Origin of the sequence: Pseudarthrobacter sp. IC2-21 (genome assembly GCF_034048115.1) — a bacterium.
GTDB classification, from domain to species: Bacteria; Actinomycetota; Actinomycetes; order Actinomycetales; family Micrococcaceae; genus Arthrobacter; species Arthrobacter naphthalenicus.
Genome location: NZ_CP139145.1, coordinates 3,344,375 through 3,365,545, shown reverse-complemented (window position 1 = coordinate 3,365,545; position 21,171 = coordinate 3,344,375). Strand labels below are relative to the sequence as shown.

Below are 21,171 nucleotides of genomic sequence, written 5' to 3'. Positions count from 1 at the left end.
GCCCCCGTCACTTACCTGACAGCGGGCTGCGTTTGCGGAAGGTGCCGGCGATGGAGAGCTTCCGGGAGTACTGGATGGAGCCGTAGCGGAAGAGGTGGACGGCCAGGCGGAGGATAAGGAACCCCACCACGAAGAGCTCCACAATGATGATGGCCGATTCAACCGGACTCAACAGACCAAACGCGTTGCGGAGCAGGCCGGTGACGGGGGCCGAGAGCGGGAAGTAGGTGAAGATCTGCACGATCAGGGCGCGCGGATCGGAGATGATCAGGCTGACGGCGTAGAACGGGACAAAGATCAGGGCCATCAGCGGCCCGAAGATGGTGCCGGCGTCCTTGGCGGTGGGCATCACGGCGCCGATCGCCACCAGGACGCCCGTGAACACGGTGAAGCCGCCCAGCAGCAGGAGCGCTCCCACAATGATGTTCCCGGGCTCAAAGCTGATGGTGGACAGGTCCAGGTCCGGGATGGAGAGCCTGTCGCGGAAGAAGAGGTAGCCCAGCACGATCGGGGTCAGGAACACCAGGACCTGGACCAGGCCCACCATGAACAGGGCGGCCACCTTGCCGATGATCAGGGTGGTGGGGTTCAGGGTGGTGAGGATCATTTCGGTGACCCGGTTTTCCTTCTCCTCCAGCGTGCTGTTCAGCATCTGGTTGGAGAGCAGGATGATCGAGACGTAGAAGATCACCAGGAACGTCAGGGGCGGGATCGCGGCGCCGAAGCCGCCGGTGGCCTTGCCGTCCTTGAAGGCCTCGGATTCGGTCTTGACGTTCCCGCTGGCGGCGGCGGTCAGCTGCGGCGAACCCACGGTGGCCTGCGCTGACGCGGTCAGCAGCTGCTTGGCCACGGCGTCGTATTTGCCGTTCTCGAAGATTCCCTTGTCCACGCCGTAGACCTTCACGGTCTGCGTGGCCGGCTCGGCCGGGTACACGAAGTAGGCGTCGCTCACGCCTTTTTTGACGTCCTCCAGCGCGGCGCCGGGGTCGGCCGCTTTGATTCCGCCCATGGCCCGGGCGATGTTGTCCGAGACCAGACCGGAGGCGTCCGTGTAGGTGAACGACAGGGCCGCGGTCTTCTGGGCGTCGGCGCTGGCGGCGGTGGAGGAATTGCTCAGGTAGACGAGGGCGAACACGATGCCGATCACCACCGGGATGGACAGCGTCGCGATCCAGAAGCCGCGCTTTTTCAGGGTGCGGGTGAACTCGAAGCCGATCACCGTGCGGAGGTTGTGCTGCGCGAACGGCCGCTTCGGCGGGGCCGGGACGGCCGCGGGCGGGGGAGCGGGGGAGACCTTTGTGGCTGGCTGGGTCATGGGGTTAGGCCTCCGCCATCTGGTGTTCTTCGCCATAGACCCTGATGAAGATTTCATCCAGGGACGTCCTGGCGGTGGTGAAGGACCGCACGGCCACGCCGGCGTTGATGAGTTCGCGCAGGACAGCGGATTCGGTGCCGCCGGGGCGCGGGGAGAGCTCGGCGCGGCCGTCACCGGCACTGACAATGTCGTAGAGGGCGGACACCGGCAGGGCGCCGTCGTAGGTCAGCCGGTACACGGTGCCGCCGAACTGTTCCTGGACCTCTTCCACGGTGCCGTACGCGCGGGAGGTGCCGTCCTTGAGCAGGATGACCCGGTCGCAGAGCCGTTCCACTTCCTCCATCTGGTGGGTGACCATGATGACGGTGGCGCCGGCGAGTTTCCGCTCTTCGATGATGTCCATCAGCAGACGCCGGTTGACCGGGTCGAAGCCCTTGGTGGGTTCGTCCAGGATCAGCAGTTGGGGGTCGTTCATGATGGTGACGCCGAGCTGGATCTTCTGCTGCTGGCCGCCGGAGAGTTTGTCCACCCGCATGTTTGCCTTGTCGGCCAGGTCGATCCGGTCCAGGTACTCGCGGGACCAGGTTTTGGCGTGGGCCTTGTCCATGCCCTTGAGCCGGCCGAAGTAGACCATCACGTCCAGGACGGACTCTTTCTTGTACAGGCCGCGTTCCTCGGGCAGGTAGCCGAGGCGGGCGCCGTCGCGGGCGGTGAAGGGCCTGCCGCCGATGTGGAGGGTGCCGGCGGTGGGCTGATAGATGCCCAGCAGCGCCCGCAGCGTGGTGGTCTTCCCGGAGCCGTTGCTGCCGAGGAACCCGAAGGTTTCCCCGGCCCGGACATCGAAGGACAGATCCCTGATGACCGTCGTGTCCCCGAAGTCCATCCGGAAGTCCTGAATGTGCACAAGCGGCTCCCCGGCCGCACCGTCCAGCGTCATGCCCCCCACTCTAACCGCACGACGCCGGCACCCAGGGTGGGTGCCGGCGTCGTACGTCCCAAAGGGGTGCGGGAGCTACCCCTGGTTGATGCGGATCATGTTGCCGGAGGGGTCGCGGAAAGCGCAGTCCCGCGGGCCCCAGGGCTGGTTGATGGGTTCCTGCAGGACCTCGGCGCCGGACGCGCGGAGCTTCTCGAAGGCGGCGTCCAGATCATCCGTGGCGAACACCAGCATGGGCATGACGCCCTTGGTGAGGAGTTCCTGGACGGCGTCGCCGTCGGCCTGGGAGCGGCCGGCGTGCGGCGGGGAGAGGACCAGTTCCAGGCCGGGTTGGGCGTCGCTGCCCAGGGTGACCCAGCGCTGCCCGTCGGAGCCGACGTCGTTGCGGACGTCGAAGCCCAGGGCGCGGTAGAAGGGGAGGGACTCGTCCACATCGGTGACGGTGACATGTGCGTATTTCAGTGAAATGTTCATGCCATCCACGCTATGTCAGCGCGGGCGCGGGCGCTTCTTCAATCCTGCTCGGTTTGCGGGCGGGCCGGGTGTGCTGCTTGGCGATGCAGGACGGCATGGCCTTGACCGCATGGTGTTCGCGGGCGCGGTAGGCGCTGGGGGTCATGCCCACAATCTCGGTGAACCGTGAGCTGAAGGACCCCAGCGAGGTGGAGCCCACCTCCATGCACGCCTCGGTGACGCTGGCCCCGGCGCGGAGCAGCGCCATGGCGCGTTCGATCCGCCGGGTCATCAGGTAGTTGTACGGCGTTTCACCGTAGGCGGCCTTGAACTGGCGGGAGAAATGCGCCGCGGACATCAGGGCGCCGGCGGCCATGGTGGGCACGTCCAGCGGCTTGGCGTACTCGCGGTCAATCAGGTCGCGCGCCCGGCGCACGTGCGCCAGGTTGGCCAGCTCCTGCGGTGTCATGACGTCATTCTACGGCGGCCGGGGCGGCAGGGCCCGCGCAGATTCCGGCCCGGGCCGCCGTGCGGAAGCCCTACCCGCGTGGCCCCGCTACGCGCACGATCTCCAGCGCCTCCGGGTCCAGCAGCTTCCGGACGCCGGTATCCGCGTCCAGGATCCAGATCAGTTCCAGGGAACGGACGACGTCGGTCACGCGGCCCTGGTGGAAGAGCTTGCCGTTGTGCCACGCCTGAATGTAGTCGTCCACCTGGATGGGTGCGGTCTGTGTCTGTTGCGTTGTCATGCTGTGCCTCCTGCTGGTTGTCCCCGTAGGGCCAAGCATGCCGTGACCAGGTTGCCGCAGTGTTTCGGCAGCATGATTTTCCTGTGACGGCGGGCAGCCTATTTGGCGCCGGCTGTTGCGGTGGCTTCCTGCGCCTGCCGGTAGAACCATTCGATGTGCTCGCGCAGCAGGCGGGCGGCGAGTTCGCCGTCGTGGGCCTGGACGGCGTCGAAGATGCCGTGGTGCTGGGAACGGAGCGTGGACAGCACGTCCGGCCAGTGCTCCATGGCGTCCATCGCGCCCTTGACGTAGCCCACGATCGCGCCGCTGAGGGATTCCATCATGGTGGCCACCACGGTGTTCCCGGCCAGGGAGCTCAGGGCCACGTGGAACCGCGCGTCCAGTTCATGGAAGGTTGCCCGGTCCATCGCGGGATCGTCCATGGCCTGCAGGAGCTGGGCGGCCTGCTCCAGGTCCTGGTCCCCGCCGGTACGGTTCGCCCCGGCCCGGGCGGTCCAGGTTTCGAGCAGGATGCGGGTCTCCACGATGTCCTCCACCGGCAGCCGGCTGCTGGCAACGTGCAGCCGCAGCGCCGAGGACAGCCCGGCCGAGGGGTCGGAGATGACGATCGCACCGGAGGTGGGGCCGGAGCCCACCGAACTGCGCAGGATGCCCATGGCATCCAGGACGCGGATGGCCTCCCTGACGGAGGCCCGCGAGATCCCGTAGTTTTCGGCGAGGGTGCGTTCGCCCGGGAGCCGGTCGCCCACTTTGATCTTTCCCGAGCGCAGGTCCGCTTCAATGTCTTTCAGGAGGGCGTCGTGCGTACGACGGCGGGGGGCGGCTCCTGTGGCGGCGGTTGGCACGGGTGATTCCTTAGGTAGCGGGAGTGAGGGCCGGAGTCCGGCCCCCACTCCCCGAAACGACGGTGGTGGAGGCTATGGCAGCATCCAGCCCAGAACGGGGGTGGACTGGAGGTAGGACAGGGTGCACAGCACCAGAAGCAGAGCCACGCTCCATCCCACTACTTTACGCAGGATCACCGATTCCTTGCCTTCAAGGTTGACCGCGGATGCCGCAATGGCCAGGTTCTGCGGGCTGATCAGCTTGCCCACCACGCCGCCGGAGGTGTTCCCGGCCACCAGCAGGTTCGGGTCGATGCCCGCTTTGAGGCCGGCGGTCTGCTGGAGCTTGGCGAAGAGGGCGTTCGCGGAGGTGTCCGAGCCGGTGACCGCGGTGCCGATCCAGCCCAGGACGGGGGAGAGGAAGGCGAAGAACGTGCCGGTGCCCGCCAGCCAGGTGCCGATCGAGACTGTCTGCCCGGAGAAGTTCATCACGTAGGCGAGTGCCAGCACGGTGATGATGGTCAGGCCGGCCCACCGCATCCGGTAGATGGTCCGTCCGATCTCCTGCACGGCGTTGGCCAGTGTGACCGGGTAGCGGCCGCCGTCGTTGTACTTGGCGTACACCACGGCGACGATCAGGCCGGTGATCAGCAGCAGGGTGCCGGGGGTGGAGAGCCACTGGAAGGAGTAGATGGTGGAGGAGACGGGCTTGCCCGCGGCATCAACCAGGGCATCGTGCAGGATGGGCCAGGGGATCTTGACGTCGGTGGCGGCGAGGAGGGCGGGGACGTCCACGCCCAGTTTCCACAGCTTGGCGATGCCGAAGACCACAATGACCAGGAAGTACGGGAACAGGGCCAGCCAGGTCCGGGTGGGGGTCAGGCGGTCTGTAGCGGCCTCGGCGGTGGCCACCGCGGTTGCCTGGCGTGAGCCGCCGCCGGCCGGGCCGCCGGAGGCGGTGGCACCTGCCTGCGCCGGCCCGGCGTTGCCGGCCGCGTGCAGGCGCTCGCGGGCGGCGGCGCTGCCCCTGGGTGTCCAGACGCGGAAGAACAGCACGGCCGCTCCCAGGCCTGTGAGGGAAGCGACAATGTCGGTGAGTTCGTAGGAGAAGTAGTTTGAGCACAGGAACTGCGCGGCGGAGAAGGAGAAGCCCACCACCAGCGCTGCCGGCCAGCAGTCCTTCAGACCCTTCCGGCCGTCGAGGATGAAGAGCAGGATCAGCGGAACAATGGTGGCCAGCAGCGGGGCCTGGCGTCCCACGACGGAGGCAATGTCCGTTGCGTGCAGCCCGGTGAGCCCGGCCGCGGTGGTGATCGGGATGGCCATGGCGCCGAAGGCAACCGGCGCGGTGTTGGCCACCAGCACGGCGGCCGCTGCGCGCAGCGGCGGCAGTCCGAGCGCCAGCAGCATGGTGGCGGTGATGGCCACCGGCGCGCCGAATCCTGCCAGGGCCTCCAGCAGGCCGCCGAAGCAGAAGGCGATCAGCACCGCCTGGAGGCGCACATCGCCCTTGCCGATCACGTCGAAGACGCGGCGGAGGTCCTCGAAGCGTCCGCTCAGGACCGTGACCTGGTAGAGCCAGACGGCCATGATGACGATCCACAGCACCGGGAAGGCGCCAAAGACCCCGCCCTGGGTGGCGGACAGCAGGGCCAGGCCGGCCGGCATCTGGAAGGCGAAGATTCCCACCAGCAGGGCAACCAGGAGTGCACAGGCGCCAGCCACGTGCGCCCTGGTCTTGACGACGGCCAGCAGGATGAAGAACGTCAGCAGGGGCAGCAGGGCCACGATGGCCGACCAGGCAACGCTGTTGAGCACCGGGTCGGTGCTGGGGGTGAAGTGGTCCACGGAATTCCTCCACGTTGAGGGGATGTGAGGGGGTGAGGTCAGACCACTATGGTCGGACCACTAGAGTGTAGCGTAAAGATTCCATGGATGTGACCCCGTTCACGCCAGCTTTTATGGGATGGACGTGGTGCCGATCACGTGCTTTACTATGGTCAGACCACATACCCGGAGCCCTCGAGAGGCCGTCATGAGAATTGCCTTGTTCGCCACCTGCATCGTGGATGCGATGTACCCGGCCACAGCCCAGGCCACCGTCAAGATCCTGGAGCGGCTGGGGCACCAGGTGGTGTTCCCGTCCGGCCAGGCCTGCTGCGGGCAGATGCACGTCAACAGCGGCTACCTCAAGGAAGCCGTTCCGGTGGTGGCCAACCACGTGGCCGCTTTCGACACAGACGACTACGACGCCGCCGTCGCGCCTTCCGGTTCCTGCGTTGCCTCCGTGAAGCACCAGCACCCCATGGTGGCCCGCTCCTGCGGTGACGCGGCGCTGGAAGCCCGCGCCACCGCCGTCGGGAGCAAAACATACGAACTGTCCGAACTGCTGGTGGATGTCCTGGGTGTCACGGATGCCGGCGCCCAGCTGGGCTCCTATTTCCCGCACCGCGTCACGTACCACCCGAGCTGCCACGGCATGCGGCTGCTCAAACTGGGGGACCGGCAGTCCCGGCTGCTGACCACCGTGCAGGGCATCGATCTGGCGGAACTGCCGGAAGCGGACCAGTGCTGCGGATTCGGCGGCACCTTCTCGATGAAGAACGCTGACGTCTCCTCGGCCATGCTGGCGGACAAGACGGCCAACATCGCCGTCACCGGCGCCAGCCTCTGCACGGGCGGGGACGCGTCCTGCCTGATGCACATCGGCGGCGGACTCTCACGCCAGGGCAGCACCGTGAAGACGCTGCACCTGGCTGAAATCCTGGCCAGCACCATGGCGGAGCCCGCGTCCGTCACCGGCGAAGTCCGCGTTACCACCGGAAAGGCCACCCGATGAGCACCTTCCTTGGCATGCCCGCACTGCCCGTCTACGGCACCGGCAACCTGCACGCCGCCGAGTCCTTCCCGAAGGCCGCCCACCGCGAGCTGGGCAATGCGCAGCTGCGCGCCAACCTGGGCCACGCCACGCACACCATCCGGGACAAGCGCCTGCAGGTGGTCTCGGAGCTGCCGGACTGGGAGCAGCTGCGTGATGCCGGCTCCGCCATCAAGGAATCCGTGATGGCCAGGCTGCCTGAACTCCTGGAACAGTTTGAGGCCAACTTCACGGCGCGCGGCGGAGTGATCCACTGGGCCCGTGACGCGGACGAGGCCAATCAGGTCGTGGCGGGGTTGATCCGGGATACCGGGGAAACCGAGGTGGTCAAGGTCAAGTCCATGGCTACCCAGGAAATAGGGCTCAACGAGTACCTGGAAGAACAGGGCATCGCCGCCTATGAGACCGACCTGGCCGAGCTGATCGTCCAGTTGGACCACGACAAGCCCAGCCACATCCTGGTCCCGGCCATCCACAAGAACCGCAGCCAGGTCCGGGACATCTTCCTGCGCGAAATGGAGGGCGTGGACCCGGAGCTCACGGACGAGCCGGCCCGGCTCGCCGCCGCGGCCCGGGCGCACCTGCGCCGCAAATTCCTTACCGCCAAGGTGGCTGTCTCCGGCGCCAACTTTGCGCTCGCCGATTCCGGCACCCTCGCGGTGGTGGAATCCGAAGGCAACGGCCGGATGTGCCTGACCCTGCCCGAAACCCTGATCACCGTCATGGGGGTGGAGAAACTGCTGCCCACCTGGCAGGACCTGGAAGTGTTCATGCAGCTGCTCCCGCGGTCCTCCACCGGTGAGCGGATGAATCCCTACACGTCGCTCTGGACCGGCGTCACTGAGGGCGATGGGCCGCGGAACGTGCACCTGGTGCTGCTGGATAACGGGCGCAGCGCGGCCCTGGCGGACGAGATGGGCCGCTCGGCGCTGCACTGCATCCGCTGCAGCGCCTGCATGAACGTCTGCCCCGTGTACGAACGGACCGGCGGGCATGCCTACGGCTCCACGTACCCGGGTCCGATCGGCGCCATCCTCTCGCCGCTGATGACCGGCATCCAGGCGGAGGAGAACAGTTCCCTGCCGTACGCATCATCCCTGTGCGGGGCCTGCTACGACGCCTGCCCGGTGAAGATCAACATCCCGGACATCCTGGTGCACCTGCGCAGCGTGGACGTGGACAGCAAGCGGGGCACCAAGAAAATACCCACCCAGATGGACGTGGGCATGAAGGCAGCGTCCTGGGCGCTGTCCTCCGGCAAGCGCCTGGGCCTGCTCGAAAAGGGACTGCCGCTGGGCCGGCTCGCTGCCGGGCCGGACAAAAAGATCACCAAGCTGCCCGGCATCGCCGCCGGCTGGACCCAAAGCCGGGACATTCCGGCACCCCCGGCCCAGTCCTTCCGCGACTGGTGGGCCAAAGAAAAGGACGGCCGGAAATGAGCGCACGCGAGGACATTCTGGGCCGGATCCGGGCCGCCCTGCAGGACAGCCCCGAGGTCCCGGAGATTCCCCGGGAGTACCGTGCCGAGTCCGGGATGGACCAGGACGCCCTGGTCCATCTTCTGGTGGACCGGCTGGTCGATTACAAGGCCCAGGTTTCCGTGGTGGACGCCGCCGGGGTTCCGGCGCGCGTCGCCGAGCTCCTCGCGGAGGCGCGGAGCTTCGTGGTGCCGGCAGGGCTCGACGCCGGGTGGCTGGCGGGGCTTGACGGCGGACCGGGTGCGGGGCGGCTGCGCCCGGACTCCGCCGCGGCGCCGCTGAGCGTGGCCGAACTGGACAGCACCGACGCGGTGGTCACCGGCAGCGCCGTCGCGGTGGCTGAAACCGGGACCATCATCCTGGACGGCAGCCCCAACCAGGGCCGCCGGGCCATCACCCTGGTCCCGGACCACCACATCTGCGTGGTGCAGGTGGCGGACATCGCGGGCATCCTGCCGGAGGCGCTGCGCCGGATCGACGGCACCCGGCCGCTCACCATGATCAGCGGCCCCAGCGCCACCAGCGACATCGAACTGGAACGGGTGGAAGGGGTCCACGGCCCCCGCAGGCTGGACGTGATCATCGCGCGGTAGGCCGCGACAGGCCGCGCCAGGTGCGGGAGAATGGGCGGATGACGCACCGGATGACCGGCGGTGCACGAAGCCCGAACACCGGGTTTGCCGCCGCGGGGTTGCTGGCCGCGGTCGCGGTCGCGGTGTCTTTGTCCGCCTGCGCCGGGCCGGAGCCGGCGTCCGCGCTGCCCCTGACCCAGGTCCAGGACATCGTCCTGCCCGGCTCGGCGAGCAGGCTGGACTATCAGGCCCTCGACGCGGAGGCGAAGCGGCTGTACATCGCCCACCTGGGGGACGGCACCGTCCATGCGGTGGACCTGGGCCACGGCACGGTGGCCGGGACCGTGTCCGGAACGGCCTCGGTTCACGGGGTCACCCTGGCATCCGGCTGGCACCTGCTGCTGGCCGCCGTCTCGGGCGCGAACGAGGTGGCGCTCATCAACACGGATACCCTGACGGTGACCGGCAGGGTGCCGGCCGGGGACACGCCGGACGGGATCGCGTATGACCCGGTCCACGGCAAGGCGTACGTCTCCAACGAACACGGCCACGCCGAAACGGTCATCGACCTCGCCACGAACAGTGCCAGGCCGCCCATCGAGATCGGCGGTGAGGCCGGCAACAGTGTCTATGATCCGGCCAGCGGGACGGTCATGGTCAATGTCCAGGACCGCAACGAACTGGTCACCATCGATCCCGCCACCGATGCTGTCACCGGCAGGATCCCCGTTCCGGACTGCAGCAGCAACCACGGACTCTACGTCGACGGCGTCAACAAACATGCCTTCATCGCCTGCGAGGGCAGCGCCAAACTCCTGGTCCTGGACCTAAACTCCGGGCAGGTCACCGCCCGGTTCAGCACCGGTGACGGCCCGGACGTGCTGGCTTTCGACCAGGGCCTGCGCCGCCTCTACGTGGCCTCGGAGTCCGGCGTGGTCAGCGTGTTCGATGAACAGAACGGCACCCTGGTGCCCAAGGCGTCCGGCAAACTCGCCGACCACGCCCACACCGTCGCCGTGGACCAGGCCACCCACCGCGTCTATTTTCCGCTGGAGAACGTCAACGGCAAACCCGTCCTGCGCGTGATGGACGCCAAGCCGTAAGCGTGACCTGGACGGAGACTCAGGCGGAGACCGGGACCCGGCGGCGACGTTCCAGCTCCACCGCGTCCCGGGCAAAGGAGAACACCAGCAGCGGCAGGGCAAGCGCCGGAGCGGCGACTCCAATGAAAGCCGGGACGCCCGGTGCCAGGGCAAGCAGCAGCGCGAACGGCTGGAGCGCCCCGATAACTTTGCTGCCGGCGCGGGCGGGGAGCGGAGAGCGGAGGTGGGGCCAGATCCGGCCGGCGGCCACAAAAAGGTAGTAGAGCGCCCCGATGCAGAGGGTCCACGCCCCCACCGTCACCGCGGTGGCGCAGGAGAGCACCAGCACCAGGGCGGCGTCCGTGGACGTGTCCAGGCGTGCTCCCGCAGTAGATGCCGTGCCGGTGCGCCGGGCAACCGGACCGTCCAGGGCGTCCATCAGGAACGCCGCGGCACCCACAAGGAGCAGGGGCAGTCCGGGCCGGGCTCCCGTGACCAGCGCCGGCACCGCCAGCACGGCGCACAGGGCCACCAGGACGGCTCGGAGCAGCGTGACCCGGTCCGCCGGGGTGGAGAAGCACGGGGTGCGGCGGAGCACGGACGCGGCGGCGTTCCCGATCACCAGGGCGCCGGCGGCCAGCCCCAAGGACTGCGGGCCGAGGTCCGGCCAGGTCACGGCGGCGAGCCAGGCGCCCGCCGCGCCGTAGACGGCAACGGCGGTCACGGCGTCGGACGAGGCACGCAGGGCGGCCCTGCTCTCCAGGGTTTTCAGGGGGCGTTCACCCGCTGTCGTCGGGGAGCGGAATGGACCAGCCCCATGGCGGCGAAGACGGTCGCTGCGCCCTCCGCGACGGCGCTGAGGGACTTCTCGAAGAACCATACGGGATCATACATCGCCGGGATCGGTCCGAAGGCGGGAACGTCCACGTACCGGTAGAGGACCACGGCCACGAAGCCGCTGGACGCCACCACCAGGGCGGCGGCGTAGGCGGCGCGGCTGCCCCGGATCAGGACATACAGCCCGGCAAGGAGCGCCGCGGCGCCTTCGAGCAGGAACAGGCTGCCCTGGCCGATCTGGCCGGGGCCAGCGGGCGGATAGCCCGGGGCGAGGTGGAGGTGAACGGCCGCGTCGATGAACAGGCCCAGTGCCGTCAGGATCCGCAGGGCCAGGTTCATTTGACCGTCAGCGTCCCGTGCATCTCGGGGTGGTAGGTGCAGTGGTACGGGTAGGTGCCCGGGGTGGACGGGGCCGTGAACGTGGCCGTGCCGCCGTGTCCGGCCACCTTTGCGTCAAAGGCCTGGCCCTTGTCCGCGGTGACGGTGTGGGCCGCGGCATCCATGTTGGTGACGGTCACCGTGGTGCCCGGTGCCACCGTGAGGGGCGCTCCGTAGGCAAAGTCCTTGATGGTGATGCTGGCCGCCGCCGCTGTGTCGCCGGCAGCGCCCGGTGCGGACGCGTTCCCGGGGGAGGTGCCGGAGCTTCCGCCGCTGGCACAGCCGCCTAGGAGGAGCGCCGCCATCAGCACTGCTGCGGCCCGGGCTCGCATCGCCTTCATGGTGCACCGTCCTCGACGCCGGAACTTGGGACGTGTTTGTCCCTATATTGTGCGCTCACCAGGCAGGAAAGGAGCTGGTCCCCGCCTCCCCTAAATTAGGGGCGGGGACGGTTTCCGTCCGGACAGAGGTACTGGGCCGGCGGTGCGTGGACCCTGGAGTCGAAGCGGACAGCGCTGTCCCGTTTCACGGGCGCCGCAGTTCCGTGAACGTACGACGCCGGGCGCTCGCCTTGGGTGCCTGAGGTTGCGGCTGTGCCGCGCCGTTAGGCCGGCAGGGTTGCATCCATGCTGAATGCGCAGCGGCATCGCCGCAGGTCAAAAGCGTCTTGAAGGAAAAGAGAGCAGAACTTGACCAAATCTTGCAATGCGGTTGACCCAACCTTTGGCCGCGTTGGGAAGAGTGTTCAGGGCCGGGGAGAACGCGGCCGGAGCAGCCAGAGTCCAAGGCTGCAACTGAAAACTACAGTGGGGGCGCATTTGTCTGAGGTTTTGAACGACGAGGTCACGAGCAGTGAAGAGGCCGTGTTCAGCCGCCGCAGGGTGGTCAAGGGAGTGGCCTGGTCAGTGCCGGTGATCGTGGCTGCCGTCGGGGCTCCGCCGGCATCGGCATCGCCGGGGCCGACGCCGACGCCAGTTCCCGCGTCGGTCAAGCTGGGGGCCCTGGCCACAGTCGCTCTAACGGGGGCGACTTCAGCTTCGGCTACGCTTCCCACGGGTTTCGATATCCACACTGGAACCGCATTTGTCGGGAACTCAGTCTCCTACACGATCACGATCAGATCTCAGGCGTCGAATCAGAAGGCGCTTATCTCCATAGCCTCAATCTCGCCAGGCACCGGGTCGACTTCTATTCCGCAGAATAAGAAGGACACAACATTCACCAGCAGTGTAGCCACCACGCCGGGGGATCACACGTTGCACGTCTCTCTGAGTGGATTCAAATACACGGAAGTCGCAACGAAGGGGACTTTCACTTACGACCTGATTCTTACTGCGATTATCGACGGAGTTTCGAAACAGGCGTCAACGACCTTTCAAGCCACTTTTTCTTGACGGAGTCACCCATCATGACCGCGCGACTCGCCTGGAGACGCAGCACCCTTGTCGCAGAGGTCCGTTCGGGACCCTGCCGTATTGCTCTGCTCCAACTGGATGCAGCGCAACCGGTCGTTCTCGAAGGCACGGCTGCGACCATCTGGGAGCTGATCGACGGAGAACGGAACGAGCAGGCCATCCTCGCAGAGCTTGAGGCCAGGTTCGAGGACGCCAATGACCACATGCAAGCTCAGGTCGCCGACTTTCTTGCCAACCTTCAGGACCAGCACCTGATTGAAGCTGCCGGCTCCTAGCCAACCAACAATCAACAGCTTCAGATCCGGGGGGATCATGAGCGGTACCGACGTAAAGATGGCGCGGGCGCCACAGCAGGTCGAGGAAGTTCTGTGCGGACGGGACCCGCTGTGCCTGAACATCTTGGGCGTGGAGTTCACTGTTCGCTGGGGCCGCGGCGTCACCGGGGAGCAGCGGGAGCGAATGCGCTGGGCGTGGGTGAGGTGCGCCAGTGAAAGCGCACCTCACGTTCCGTCGCTGCCTCGGGGACCTTACGGCTCCCAGCCGTTCTCCGCGTCCATCAGCTATCAGTCACCGTTGAGTAACGTGGGCACATTCAGTTTGCAGGCCGCGTCCTTTGAAGAGCTGGCTGAGGACCTAACCTCCCGGCTCACAATCACAACCATCCTCGCCAACGCGGGGCAGCTCACCATGCTGCACGCCTGCGGTGTGGCCGACCCGGATACAGGGGCGGTTGTTGCCTTGGTTGCCCCGTCGGGAACGGGCAAGACCACAGCAGCCACCGTGCTGTCCGGAACCTACGGCTACGTCACTGACGAGACGGTGGCCATCAGGCCCGACGGCTCAGTGGTTCCGTACCCGAAGCCCCTGTCAGTGAAGCAGGAGTACGTTGTTCCGAAGCTTCAGGTGGGCCCGGACGAGCTCGGACTCCAGCCAACTCCGGCGAAGCCCTTCATCCAGTCCATCGTGCTGCTCGACCGGGTTGAAGGTGACGATCGTGTGGCCCCAATCTTAAGCAAGGTGCCGCTCGCCGACGCCGTTCTCGCCTTGATCCCGGATTCCTCCTCCCAGGGAGAAATTGACCAGCCACTGCAGTCGCTGTGCCGCCTGATGGACAGCGTCGGGGGAGTCTGGCGCGTCACGTATTCGGAGGCCGCCGACCTGCCAGAAGCGTTGGCACCGCTCTTCCGGGAGCAGCGCCGTTCGAAGCCTGAGTGGGATGCGCCCGGAGCGACAACGGGGTTGACGCCCATTCCGGACGGCCACGTCCGCCGGACGGCAGCAAAGGATGCCGTCACCATCGACGGCGATCTGCTGGTGATGCTCGACTCGGAGATTGTGCGCCTGAGCGGAATTGGACTGGCCATCTGGGAAGCAGCCGCGGATGCAGTGGCGGAAGATCAACTGGCCGAAGCAGTCGGAAAACAGCATGGCACGCCGGACGGCTACCGGGATGCCCTCGCCGAGGCCGTCAAGCAGCTCATCGCGAAATCTGTCCTGGAACAGGGCAGCAACTAGCTGCGAAACGCGGGGGGAGCAGCCGAAGCAAGATTCCGGCAACGAAAACCGGGCCAACAACACGAACTTGAATGAGAAGGAACCACCATGAGCGTCACAACAGCCACCCCGGGGGAGGCGCAGGCAGGCCTCGACCTGACGGACTACTTGCGGGTCCTCCGCACGTACTGGAAGGCGATCGTCGCGTTCACCCTGCTGGCCACGTTGACGGCGTTCGGCTGGACGGTCCTCCAGCCCAAGATCTACTCCTCCGATTCCAGCGGCATCGTCGTGACGCCGGGTTCGGACAATGTCAGCCTCGCGCTCGCCGGCGACAGCCTGGCGAAGGCCAAGGTCAAGAATTACGAGTCCGTGGCAAAGTCACGCCTCGTGGCGGACCGGGTCATCGCGGACCTGGGCCTGAAGACAACGGCTGACTCTTTGCTCGGCGCTATCAGCGTGAAGGTCCCGCTGGACACTGCTGAGATCAAGGTGACAGCCCAGTCGCCGGACCCCGCCACGGCACAGCGCGTTGCCGACGCCTGGGTCAACGGCCTCGCCGCACAGGTGGAAGCGATCGAAACGGCAGCGCCCACGGAGGCGGTACCCGGCGCTGCAGCAACCCCCGACGCCGGAACGTCAGTTGCCACGCCAGCTTCGGCAGTGCGGGTGCTCCCGCTGGGCAAAGCAGTGCTTCCCACCAGCCCAGTTTCACCCAACGTCAAGCTCACCCTGGCGCTGGGTGCGCTGATCGGCCTGGCCTTGGGCGTGGCGTACGCACTGGTCCGCCGGCACCTGGATCGCCGCATCCGCAGCGCGGCTGAAATCGAGCGGCTCTTTGGCGTCCCAGTCATCGGCACGCTGCCCGTGGACCACCGCTTGGACGCAAAAAGTACCATCCTTGAAGCCGGCACCGCAGCGCACGTTCACGACGCAGGCGGCGCTATGGCGGAAGCCCTCAGGGAACTGCGCACCAACCTCAGTTTCCTTGATGTGGACCAGCCGCCACGGATCATCGTAGTCACTAGTTCGGTGCAGGCCGAAGGCAAGTCCACTGTCACGGCCAACCTGGCTGTCACCATGGCGGCTGCGGGCGAAAACGTGGTGGTGGTCGACGGCGATCTTAGGCGTCCAACGCTGGTGGACGTTTTCAATCTGGTCCCGGGAGTCGGGGTTACCGATGTCCTCACCGGCACGGCCGAGCTGGCTGATGTGCTCCAGCCGTGGGGTGCCCTGCCAAACCTCTCTGTCCTCGGCTCGGGCCGGATTCCGCCGAACCCCAGCGAGCTGTTGGGGTCGCGGGCCATGAAGAACATGCTGTCCGCGCTGGCGGAGAATGCGATCGTTCTGATCGACGCTCCGCCGCTGCTTCCCGTAACCGATGCAGCTGTCCTTTCACGGGTGGCAGACGGGGCCATTGTGGTGATTCGGACAGGCCGGAGCACCCAGGAGCAGCTGGCTCAGTCGCTGGGAAACTTGGACAAGGTCAAAGGTCGTGTTCTGGGCGCGGTCCTCAACTACGTGCCAATACGGGGAACAGACTCCTACTCTTACTACGGCACCTACACCTCCGAACCCGCGGCCGCTGCAGACCACGTGGCTGGACCCCGGCGCGCGTCCACTTTGCCGGTCACCGACGTCGAAGCGCGTCTGGAAGCCGTGCCCGCCGGGCGTAGGGCCAAGGACTAGGCTGCGGCGTGGCGAATCCGGGCGACGAGACACGGCTCAGTATCCCCGAGGGCGTACTCCTCGGCCACGCCTTGGTCTCGCGGGTGGCGTACAGCCTAGGCATCCGTGCTTTCTTCATCAAGGGCCCGGCGAGCGTGCTCCAGGGCCTGCGCCTTCCAAAGACCTCGGGCGACGTGGATGTCTTCGTGTCCCCGGCTGATCTCGGATCCATGGTCGAAGGGCTGCGGGCGCGGGGTTGGCGGGAGCGTCCTGTGGATCCGGATACCAGGACTTTTCCAAAGCACTCGGTTACCGTCCACCATCCAGAATGGCCCTGTTGCATAGACGTACACTTCCGCTTTCCGGGAATGGAGCGCGACCCCGCTGAATGTTTTGAAGTGATGTGGACCAACACCGAGGACCTAGAGCTGGCTGGACAGGAGGTGCGGGTCCCGTCCAAGGCCCTAGGAACTCTCATGCTCGTCCTGCACGCTCTACGGTCTCCGCACCTGCCTGCATGCCGTCAAGAACTTGTGTTTCTGGGCGCCCTCACAAAGCGGGAGTCCCTGGCCGTCGCTGTCTGGGACCTCTCGACGTTCGTGGGCGCCCTCGCTGCAATGCGCCCTTTTCTGGAGGGCTTGCTTCCCCCGGACGTGACAGTGGACTGGCCTGACGCATCTAGGGAATGGCGCAATCGCCTGATGACCAGGGAACCGGGGAGCGCGCGGCTGATCGCGATCACTCAGGCCCCTCTGCGGGAGAAGCCTGGGATGCTGTTCCGTGCCGCCGTCCCGAGGCGGGAAGTTCTCCTGAGCGGCAACATATATGCGGACATGTCATTTCGCGGCCGACTCCGACAGCGCCGCACCAGATGGGCCAAGTTCCTGGGATCGGTTCCGAAAACCTTCCGCAACCTCACGCAGCTCCGGAAACGTCACCAGCGACCGAATAATCGTTGAGCGTGCCTGATCAGCCCCCGAAGACCTGTAACCGGGGGATTTCAATTGCGCGTTTTCTCCAGCAATTTTGTAAGGTTCACTCATGACAATGGGGAAATCAATTACTAAAGCCGTCATTCCTGCTGCCGGGCTGGGGACTCGCTTCCTGCCCGCCACGAAGGCGATGCCGAAGGAGATGCTGCCGGTTGTCGACCGGCCGGCCATCCAGTACGTCGTGGAAGAGGCCGTCAAGGCAGGCCTCGATGACATTCTGATGATCACCGGGCGCAGCAAGCGCGCCCTCGAAGACCACTTCGATCGCGCTCCCGGGCTCGAACGGACACTTGAGCTAAAGGGCGACAAACAGCGCCTCGCCTCAGTCCAGGAGGCCTCGGATCTTGGTCCCATCCACTACGTCCGTCAGGGCGAGGCCAAGGGCCTGGGCCACGCGGTGCTGTGCGCACAGCAGCACGTGGGCGAGGAACCCTTCGCCGTGTTATTGGGAGACGACCTGATCGATGAAGCTGAGGATTTACTCACCACGATGATGGAGGTGCAGCAAAAGACGGGCGGCTCCGTGATCGCCTTGATCGAGGTGGATCCCTCTCAGATTAGCGCCTACGGCTGCGCCGACATCACAACCATCGATGGCGAAGACTATGTCCGAGTCAACAGCCTGGTGGAGAAGCCGGCGGTTGGTGAGGCCCCGTCCAATATGGCCGTCATCGGCCGGTATGTTCTGCACCCGTCAGTCTTCGGCGTTCTGGAGAATACGGCACCGGGTCGCGGCGGAGAGATTCAGTTGACCGATGCGCTCCAAACTTTGGCTGCTGGCAAGGGCGATGGCTCCGGCGTCTACGGGGTGGTCTTCAGCGGCCGCCGTTATGACACGGGCGACAAGCTCAGCTACCTCAAGGCCGTCATCACACTGGCCTCCGAGCGAGTGGAGTTCGGCGAGGACCTGAAGACTTGGCTGAAGGCCTTCGTGGGCTGAGGTCCAGGGCCTCTGCAGGCCCCTACAGGTCCGTCGCTGATACGTGGCGGGCCTGTTGTTGCTTAAAAGCCAGAAGCGCCAGTAGGGCGCCAATGACAGCCCCAACCGCATTTGTGACAATGTCCGAAATGCTCGCGAATCGATTGTGAAGAAATAGCAACTGCCCCAACTCGATGCAGCTGGAGACTACCAATCCTAGAACTCCGATGTGCCACCAGCGTCTTTTTGGATGGGCCAGCCCCGCCACGAAGCCCACGGGCACAAACAGCAGGACATTGGCCGTCGCCTCTACAAATTGGTAATTGAACCACGCAGGAACTCCATGTGTGTGGAGCACCTTCAGGACAGCGGCGAGCTGGCTTTGGACAGGAGCATCAACAGGACTGGGCCAGAAGGCAATCAGTCCCAGCGGAACTAGCATGGCCACCAGCATGCAACGCCAGAACTTATGGCTCACCAGGTAATTCAAGAAACTCCCTTAAGAGCAGAGGGTGGGTAGCCTCCGGAAACCGGAGGCTACCCACCCTCTTGGTACTTGTGGTTGTTGCTTACGCTGCGGTCTCGCTCTTGGCCCGGCGGCGAACAACAACGACAGAAGCCGCACCGGCAGCCAGTGCGCCTGCGCCAACCAGCGTCCAAAGGATCAGACCGGAGTCAGCCCCCGTGTTGGCCAGGCCAGCACCTGTGTTGGCGAGCGGCGCACCACCAGCGTTCCCACCGGTGTTGGCAAGAGAAGCGGCCACCGTCACCGTGACGGGGCCAACCACAACGCCTGACGTGTTGCCCGTTGCGGTGATCGAATAGGTGCCGGCTTCGTTGATGGCGAGCGGCACGGAAATCTTGCCCTGCGCGTCAGCGGTCGCGCTGAGGGTCTGCGGGGCCTGGAAAACGGGGATCTTGGCGGAGACGGCGGTACCGCCTGCGTTTGCGCCACCCGTAGTGGTCACCGTGATGGTGATGGTGACAGTTTCGCCGGCGATGAAGCCCTGAGCTGTAAAGAAGAACTGCTGGCCTGGAGCAGGTGTTCCATCAGTCACGCCGGCTGCCGGCGGAAGCGCCGGGTACGTGGCTGCCATGGCAGGCGCAGTGCCTACCAATGCCAACGAGCCTGCAAGTGCGAGTGCTGCGAGTGCTTTTTTCATGGTTGTCCCCCCGGAGACGTTTAAGTTTTGTGTATCCGATTTCTTGAGGAGGTTCCTCTCCACACGAGACCTGTGCGGAAATCCCGGATAAATATCCCAAAAAGACGTTACCACTTCTGTTGAAAGGAGAGCAATGTCAATCAAGACGGTTTACATAGTGTTAACGCGCTGTCTACGACTACTGGCCGCACTCCGGATTGACTGTGGGCAAAATCACATCCTTGACGTCCTGGACGGTAGGCGTGACAACCACGTTGGGTTCGTTGTGCTGAACGATCTTTCCGAAGGTGAAGTCAACAGTCTTGCTCTCCCCTGGGGCAAGCTGAATTGCCACTACGCCAACAGGGCGGTTGCTGTGCCGGTAGGGAGCGAAATTGGTCCTCTGCCCGTCCAACGTGGCAGTCTCTATGTAGGCTTGGACAGGACCGTAGGCAACAATATTGGTTTGCACTGATCCGGCGGGCACTCCGAATGCGCCGGCGCCTGTGACATAAGCAGGCAGCGACGTCGCCGCGTCGGCGGGTGCCGTGCTGGTGCTGGTAACGCGGACTGTTGTTTGTTCATAACCATTTTGGGCGCATTCCTTCACCAACTGCACAGTGCGCTTTACGTGGTAGTCCATTTTGGCGCCAGTCCCATCGTTGAAATACACGCCGAACTGCGCGGGAGCTACGCTCGGTCCAGCAATGGACCCGCTCAGAGCGTACTGGCCTATGACGGACTGTTCCGCTGGGAGCCCAGACCAGACCAGGACCCGGCCTTCTTCCACGCCTTTGGTGAGGCCCTTGATCAGGCCCTTGGCCTCGCCTTTGCCGTTGGACAATGCAGCAAAGGTCTCCTGTGCCACGCCTGCGAAGTATGCGTCCTGAAGTTTGGGCTCCTTGATCTTGGCGTAGACATCAGACAACAAGCTCTTGACTACATTTTGACCGTTGAGCTCTGTGGGGAGTCCGTGGCCGGCGAGTGCGGTGAGTTCTGGTTGCGTAATCTTTACAGGCCCGGTTGCCTCCAATATGTAGCTAAGTGCTACCGGGTCAATGGAAATCACGCCGTTAACATGTTGACCATATTTCTTCTCCCACATGGCTTGGGCAGTGCTGGCGGCTGTTGGAAAGTCGGGAGTGAGGTTAACATCCTGCATGAACTTTCCCATGCGTGAGGAGTAAATCTGTTGCTGTTCTGAGTCCACAGGAATTGTTGTCGACATAACGCCAACGGCACCAGCACTGCTCTGGGTCCCAAGGGCCAGCTTGCCTTTGTCGAGAGTGAGGACAGCTAGCGCGCCGGGTATGCCGCCCGAGGCCCGTGATTCGGCGTTGTTTTGGATGATGAGTAGGTAATTGCGTGGTGCTTGGGCGCCGAGCATTCCAGGCGCGATGGTCGAGGCGTTAGCGGCCGCGTCGAGTGCCCCGGTGAGGCCCTGCAGTTGATCTCTGGCGCTGGTCAAAGGGGCCGCGACCTGCGGAATCAGCTTAGTGGTGTCGATCTGACTGAGTCTGTCGGCTGATAGCCGCACGGCGTCTGCTGCTGCGGAAATGTTGGGGGAAGCTGCTTCGAGTGGTCTGAGATCAGTGCCTGAGCTGCCGGGTAGCAGCGTTTCCCAGTTGAGGGAGCTGTAAACCCTAACCAACGGCGCGAGACCAAGATTGGAAACATCGTCGGCGGAACGGGCCACTTCGGCCACAGCGGCAAAGTTCGCCCCCAGGCCAGGCAGCGTGGACGCTAGAGTCCACAGCGGCTCATCGGCTGCTTGTTTTGCGGCGGACGTATGCGCGCGAAGTTCATCAACGGTCGCCTCAGCCCCAGTGGCGTTGTCATTGGCTATCTCCTCTTTGAGAGAGGGGATCAGGCGCGTCGCCGACGTGAGCTCGGAATTTATCTCCGAAGCCTTGCTTCCTAGCCATGCAGCACTGGCCACACCTATAAGGGCCACGCATCCCGCCGTCGCGCCAACGAGCACGAGCCGACGCCGGAGGCCATTTCGATGTGGTGTTGACGTCAGTCGTGCCCTGGAGGG

At 65.3% G+C, this 21,171-nt stretch carries 23 protein-coding genes; 10 read left to right on the top strand and 13 right to left on the bottom strand.

Features of this window, described 5'->3' with window-relative positions; genetic code table 11:
• Positions 1-7 precede the first annotated feature (7 nt).
• The 7 genes from SBP01_RS15505 to SBP01_RS15475 all read right to left on the bottom strand — a co-directional run bounded on the left by SBP01_RS15505 (position 8) and on the right by SBP01_RS15475 (position 6,126).
• The gene (locus tag SBP01_RS15505) at positions 8-1,315 is read right to left on the bottom strand and encodes an ABC transporter permease (protein WP_320536378.1); all 1,308 of its coding nucleotides are present in this window, start codon (positions 1,313-1,315) and stop codon (positions 8-10) included.
• Between the two features lie 4 nt (positions 1,316-1,319).
• A complete protein-coding gene (locus tag SBP01_RS15500; RefSeq protein ID WP_320536377.1) occupies positions 1,320-2,252 on the bottom strand; it encodes an ATP-binding cassette domain-containing protein in 933 nt (310 codons plus the stop codon).
• Positions 2,253-2,327: 75 nt separating this feature from the next.
• Positions 2,328-2,726, bottom strand: coding sequence for a VOC family protein (locus SBP01_RS15495; protein WP_320536376.1), 399 nt, complete (start codon positions 2,724-2,726; stop codon positions 2,328-2,330).
• Positions 2,727-2,736: 10 nt separating this feature from the next.
• Positions 2,737-3,174, bottom strand: a complete 438-nt coding sequence (locus tag SBP01_RS15490) for a helix-turn-helix transcriptional regulator (RefSeq protein ID WP_320536375.1) — start codon at positions 3,172-3,174, stop codon at positions 2,737-2,739.
• 70 nt (positions 3,175-3,244) lie between these two features.
• Positions 3,245-3,454 carry a hypothetical protein gene (locus SBP01_RS15485; protein WP_320536374.1) on the bottom strand — a complete coding sequence of 70 codons (210 nt, stop codon included), beginning with the start codon at positions 3,452-3,454 and terminating at the stop codon, positions 3,245-3,247.
• Positions 3,455-3,552: 98 nt separating this feature from the next.
• Positions 3,553-4,299, bottom strand: coding sequence for a FadR/GntR family transcriptional regulator (locus tag SBP01_RS15480; protein ID WP_320536373.1), 747 nt, complete (start codon positions 4,297-4,299; stop codon positions 3,553-3,555).
• A gap of 72 nt (positions 4,300-4,371) precedes the next feature.
• Positions 4,372-6,126 carry an L-lactate permease gene (locus SBP01_RS15475; protein WP_320536372.1) on the bottom strand — a complete coding sequence of 585 codons (1,755 nt, stop codon included), beginning with the start codon at positions 6,124-6,126 and terminating at the stop codon, positions 4,372-4,374.
• Positions 6,127-6,313: 187 nt separating this feature from the next.
• Between SBP01_RS15475 and SBP01_RS15470 the strand changes: the two genes are divergently transcribed.
• Genes SBP01_RS15470 through SBP01_RS15455 form a run of 4 tightly spaced genes read left to right on the top strand, consistent with a single transcriptional unit; the run spans position 6,314 to position 10,309 of the window.
• Complete coding sequence (locus SBP01_RS15470; RefSeq protein ID WP_320536371.1) at positions 6,314-7,117, top strand: (Fe-S)-binding protein; 804 nt, start codon at positions 6,314-6,316, stop codon at positions 7,115-7,117.
• Positions 7,114-8,595, top strand: a complete 1,482-nt coding sequence (locus SBP01_RS15465) for a LutB/LldF family L-lactate oxidation iron-sulfur protein (RefSeq protein WP_320536370.1) — start codon at positions 7,114-7,116, stop codon at positions 8,593-8,595. Before SBP01_RS15470 ends, SBP01_RS15465 begins: the two co-directional genes overlap by 4 nt.
• The gene (locus tag SBP01_RS15460; protein WP_320536369.1) at positions 8,592-9,227 is read left to right on the top strand and encodes a LutC/YkgG family protein; all 636 of its coding nucleotides are present in this window, start codon (positions 8,592-8,594) and stop codon (positions 9,225-9,227) included. Before SBP01_RS15465 ends, SBP01_RS15460 begins: the two co-directional genes overlap by 4 nt.
• A 38-nt stretch (positions 9,228-9,265) precedes the next feature.
• Positions 9,266-10,309, top strand: coding sequence for a YncE family protein (locus SBP01_RS15455; RefSeq protein WP_320536368.1), 1,044 nt, complete (start codon positions 9,266-9,268; stop codon positions 10,307-10,309).
• A 19-nt stretch (positions 10,310-10,328) separates the two neighbouring features.
• On the opposite strand, the gene SBP01_RS15450 is transcribed toward SBP01_RS15455, so the two are convergent.
• From SBP01_RS15450 to SBP01_RS15440, 3 genes are read right to left on the bottom strand one after another with little or no spacing between them, the layout of a single operon-like run.
• A complete protein-coding gene (locus tag SBP01_RS15450; RefSeq protein ID WP_320536367.1) occupies positions 10,329-11,012 on the bottom strand; it encodes a CDP-alcohol phosphatidyltransferase family protein in 684 nt (227 codons plus the stop codon).
• A gap of 44 nt (positions 11,013-11,056) precedes the next feature.
• Positions 11,057-11,464 (bottom strand): hypothetical protein, encoded by a 408-nt coding sequence (locus tag SBP01_RS15445; protein ID WP_320536366.1) that lies wholly within the window; start codon positions 11,462-11,464, stop codon positions 11,057-11,059.
• Positions 11,461-11,844 carry a cupredoxin domain-containing protein gene (locus SBP01_RS15440; protein WP_320536365.1) on the bottom strand — a complete coding sequence of 128 codons (384 nt, stop codon included), beginning with the start codon at positions 11,842-11,844 and terminating at the stop codon, positions 11,461-11,463. Before SBP01_RS15440 ends, SBP01_RS15445 begins: the two co-directional genes overlap by 4 nt.
• A gap of 489 nt (positions 11,845-12,333) precedes the next feature.
• Here SBP01_RS15440 and SBP01_RS15435 point away from each other — a divergent pair, with 489 nt between their 5' ends.
• The 6 genes from SBP01_RS15435 to galU all read left to right on the top strand — a co-directional run bounded on the left by SBP01_RS15435 (position 12,334) and on the right by galU (position 18,012).
• A complete protein-coding gene (locus SBP01_RS15435; protein WP_275213367.1) occupies positions 12,334-12,897 on the top strand; it encodes a hypothetical protein in 564 nt (187 codons plus the stop codon).
• A 14-nt stretch (positions 12,898-12,911) separates the two neighbouring features.
• Entirely contained in the window at positions 12,912-13,193 is a 282-nt protein-coding gene (locus SBP01_RS15430; RefSeq protein ID WP_320536364.1) for a PqqD family protein, read from the top strand.
• A 37-nt stretch (positions 13,194-13,230) separates the two neighbouring features.
• On the top strand, positions 13,231-14,433 hold the full coding sequence (locus tag SBP01_RS15425) for a hypothetical protein (protein WP_320536363.1): 1,203 nt from the start codon (positions 13,231-13,233) through the stop codon (positions 14,431-14,433).
• An 87-nt stretch (positions 14,434-14,520) separates the two neighbouring features.
• Positions 14,521-16,101 (top strand): polysaccharide biosynthesis tyrosine autokinase, encoded by a 1,581-nt coding sequence (locus tag SBP01_RS15420; RefSeq protein ID WP_320536362.1) that lies wholly within the window; start codon positions 14,521-14,523, stop codon positions 16,099-16,101.
• 8 nt (positions 16,102-16,109) lie between these two features.
• Complete coding sequence (locus SBP01_RS15415; RefSeq protein WP_320536361.1) at positions 16,110-17,039, top strand: nucleotidyltransferase family protein; 930 nt, start codon at positions 16,110-16,112, stop codon at positions 17,037-17,039.
• Between the two features lie 82 nt (positions 17,040-17,121).
• Positions 17,122-18,012, top strand: coding sequence for a UTP--glucose-1-phosphate uridylyltransferase GalU (gene galU / locus SBP01_RS15410; protein ID WP_320536360.1), 891 nt, complete (start codon positions 17,122-17,124; stop codon positions 18,010-18,012).
• 22 nt (positions 18,013-18,034) lie between these two features.
• Here galU and SBP01_RS15405 read toward each other — a convergent pair whose 3' ends face one another.
• From SBP01_RS15405 to SBP01_RS15395, 3 genes are all read right to left on the bottom strand, one after another.
• Positions 18,035-18,481 carry a VanZ family protein gene (locus tag SBP01_RS15405; protein WP_320536359.1) on the bottom strand — a complete coding sequence of 149 codons (447 nt, stop codon included), beginning with the start codon at positions 18,479-18,481 and terminating at the stop codon, positions 18,035-18,037.
• Positions 18,482-18,560: 79 nt separating this feature from the next.
• Positions 18,561-19,154 carry an LPXTG cell wall anchor domain-containing protein gene (locus SBP01_RS15400; protein ID WP_320536358.1) on the bottom strand — a complete coding sequence of 198 codons (594 nt, stop codon included), beginning with the start codon at positions 19,152-19,154 and terminating at the stop codon, positions 18,561-18,563.
• Positions 19,155-19,332: 178 nt separating this feature from the next.
• Positions 19,333-21,072 carry a DUF4012 domain-containing protein gene (locus SBP01_RS15395; protein WP_320536357.1) on the bottom strand — a complete coding sequence of 580 codons (1,740 nt, stop codon included), beginning with the start codon at positions 21,070-21,072 and terminating at the stop codon, positions 19,333-19,335.
• Positions 21,073-21,171 lie beyond the last annotated feature (99 nt).

Bases quoted from the DNA above. Each gene is read 5' to 3' on its own strand.
- SBP01_RS15490 (WP_320536375.1), bottom strand. From the start codon at position 3,174: ATGACACCGCAGGAGCTGGCCAACCTGGCGCACGTGCGCCGGGCGCGC.
- galU (WP_320536360.1), top strand. From the start codon at position 17,122: ATGACAATGGGGAAATCAATTACTAAAGCCGTCATTCCTGCTGCCGGG.
- SBP01_RS15400 (WP_320536358.1), bottom strand. From the start codon at position 19,154: ATGAAAAAAGCACTCGCAGCACTCGCACTTGCAGGCTCGTTGGCATTG.
- SBP01_RS15505 (WP_320536378.1), bottom strand. From the start codon at position 1,315: ATGACCCAGCCAGCCACAAAGGTCTCCCCCGCTCCCCCGCCCGCGGCC.
- SBP01_RS15445 (WP_320536366.1), bottom strand. From the start codon at position 11,464: ATGAACCTGGCCCTGCGGATCCTGACGGCACTGGGCCTGTTCATCGAC.
- SBP01_RS15500 (WP_320536377.1), bottom strand. From the start codon at position 2,252: ATGACGCTGGACGGTGCGGCCGGGGAGCCGCTTGTGCACATTCAGGAC.
- SBP01_RS15495 (WP_320536376.1), bottom strand. From the start codon at position 2,726: ATGAACATTTCACTGAAATACGCACATGTCACCGTCACCGATGTGGAC.
- SBP01_RS15485 (WP_320536374.1), bottom strand. From the start codon at position 3,454: ATGACAACGCAACAGACACAGACCGCACCCATCCAGGTGGACGACTAC.
- SBP01_RS15470 (WP_320536371.1), top strand. From the start codon at position 6,314: ATGAGAATTGCCTTGTTCGCCACCTGCATCGTGGATGCGATGTACCCG.
- SBP01_RS15425 (WP_320536363.1), top strand. From the start codon at position 13,231: ATGAGCGGTACCGACGTAAAGATGGCGCGGGCGCCACAGCAGGTCGAG.
- SBP01_RS15430 (WP_320536364.1), top strand. From the start codon at position 12,912: ATGACCGCGCGACTCGCCTGGAGACGCAGCACCCTTGTCGCAGAGGTC.
- SBP01_RS15440 (WP_320536365.1), bottom strand. From the start codon at position 11,844: ATGAAGGCGATGCGAGCCCGGGCCGCAGCAGTGCTGATGGCGGCGCTC.
- SBP01_RS15460 (WP_320536369.1), top strand. From the start codon at position 8,592: ATGAGCGCACGCGAGGACATTCTGGGCCGGATCCGGGCCGCCCTGCAG.
- SBP01_RS15420 (WP_320536362.1), top strand. From the start codon at position 14,521: ATGAGCGTCACAACAGCCACCCCGGGGGAGGCGCAGGCAGGCCTCGAC.
- SBP01_RS15455 (WP_320536368.1), top strand. From the start codon at position 9,266: ATGACGCACCGGATGACCGGCGGTGCACGAAGCCCGAACACCGGGTTT.
- SBP01_RS15465 (WP_320536370.1), top strand. From the start codon at position 7,114: ATGAGCACCTTCCTTGGCATGCCCGCACTGCCCGTCTACGGCACCGGC.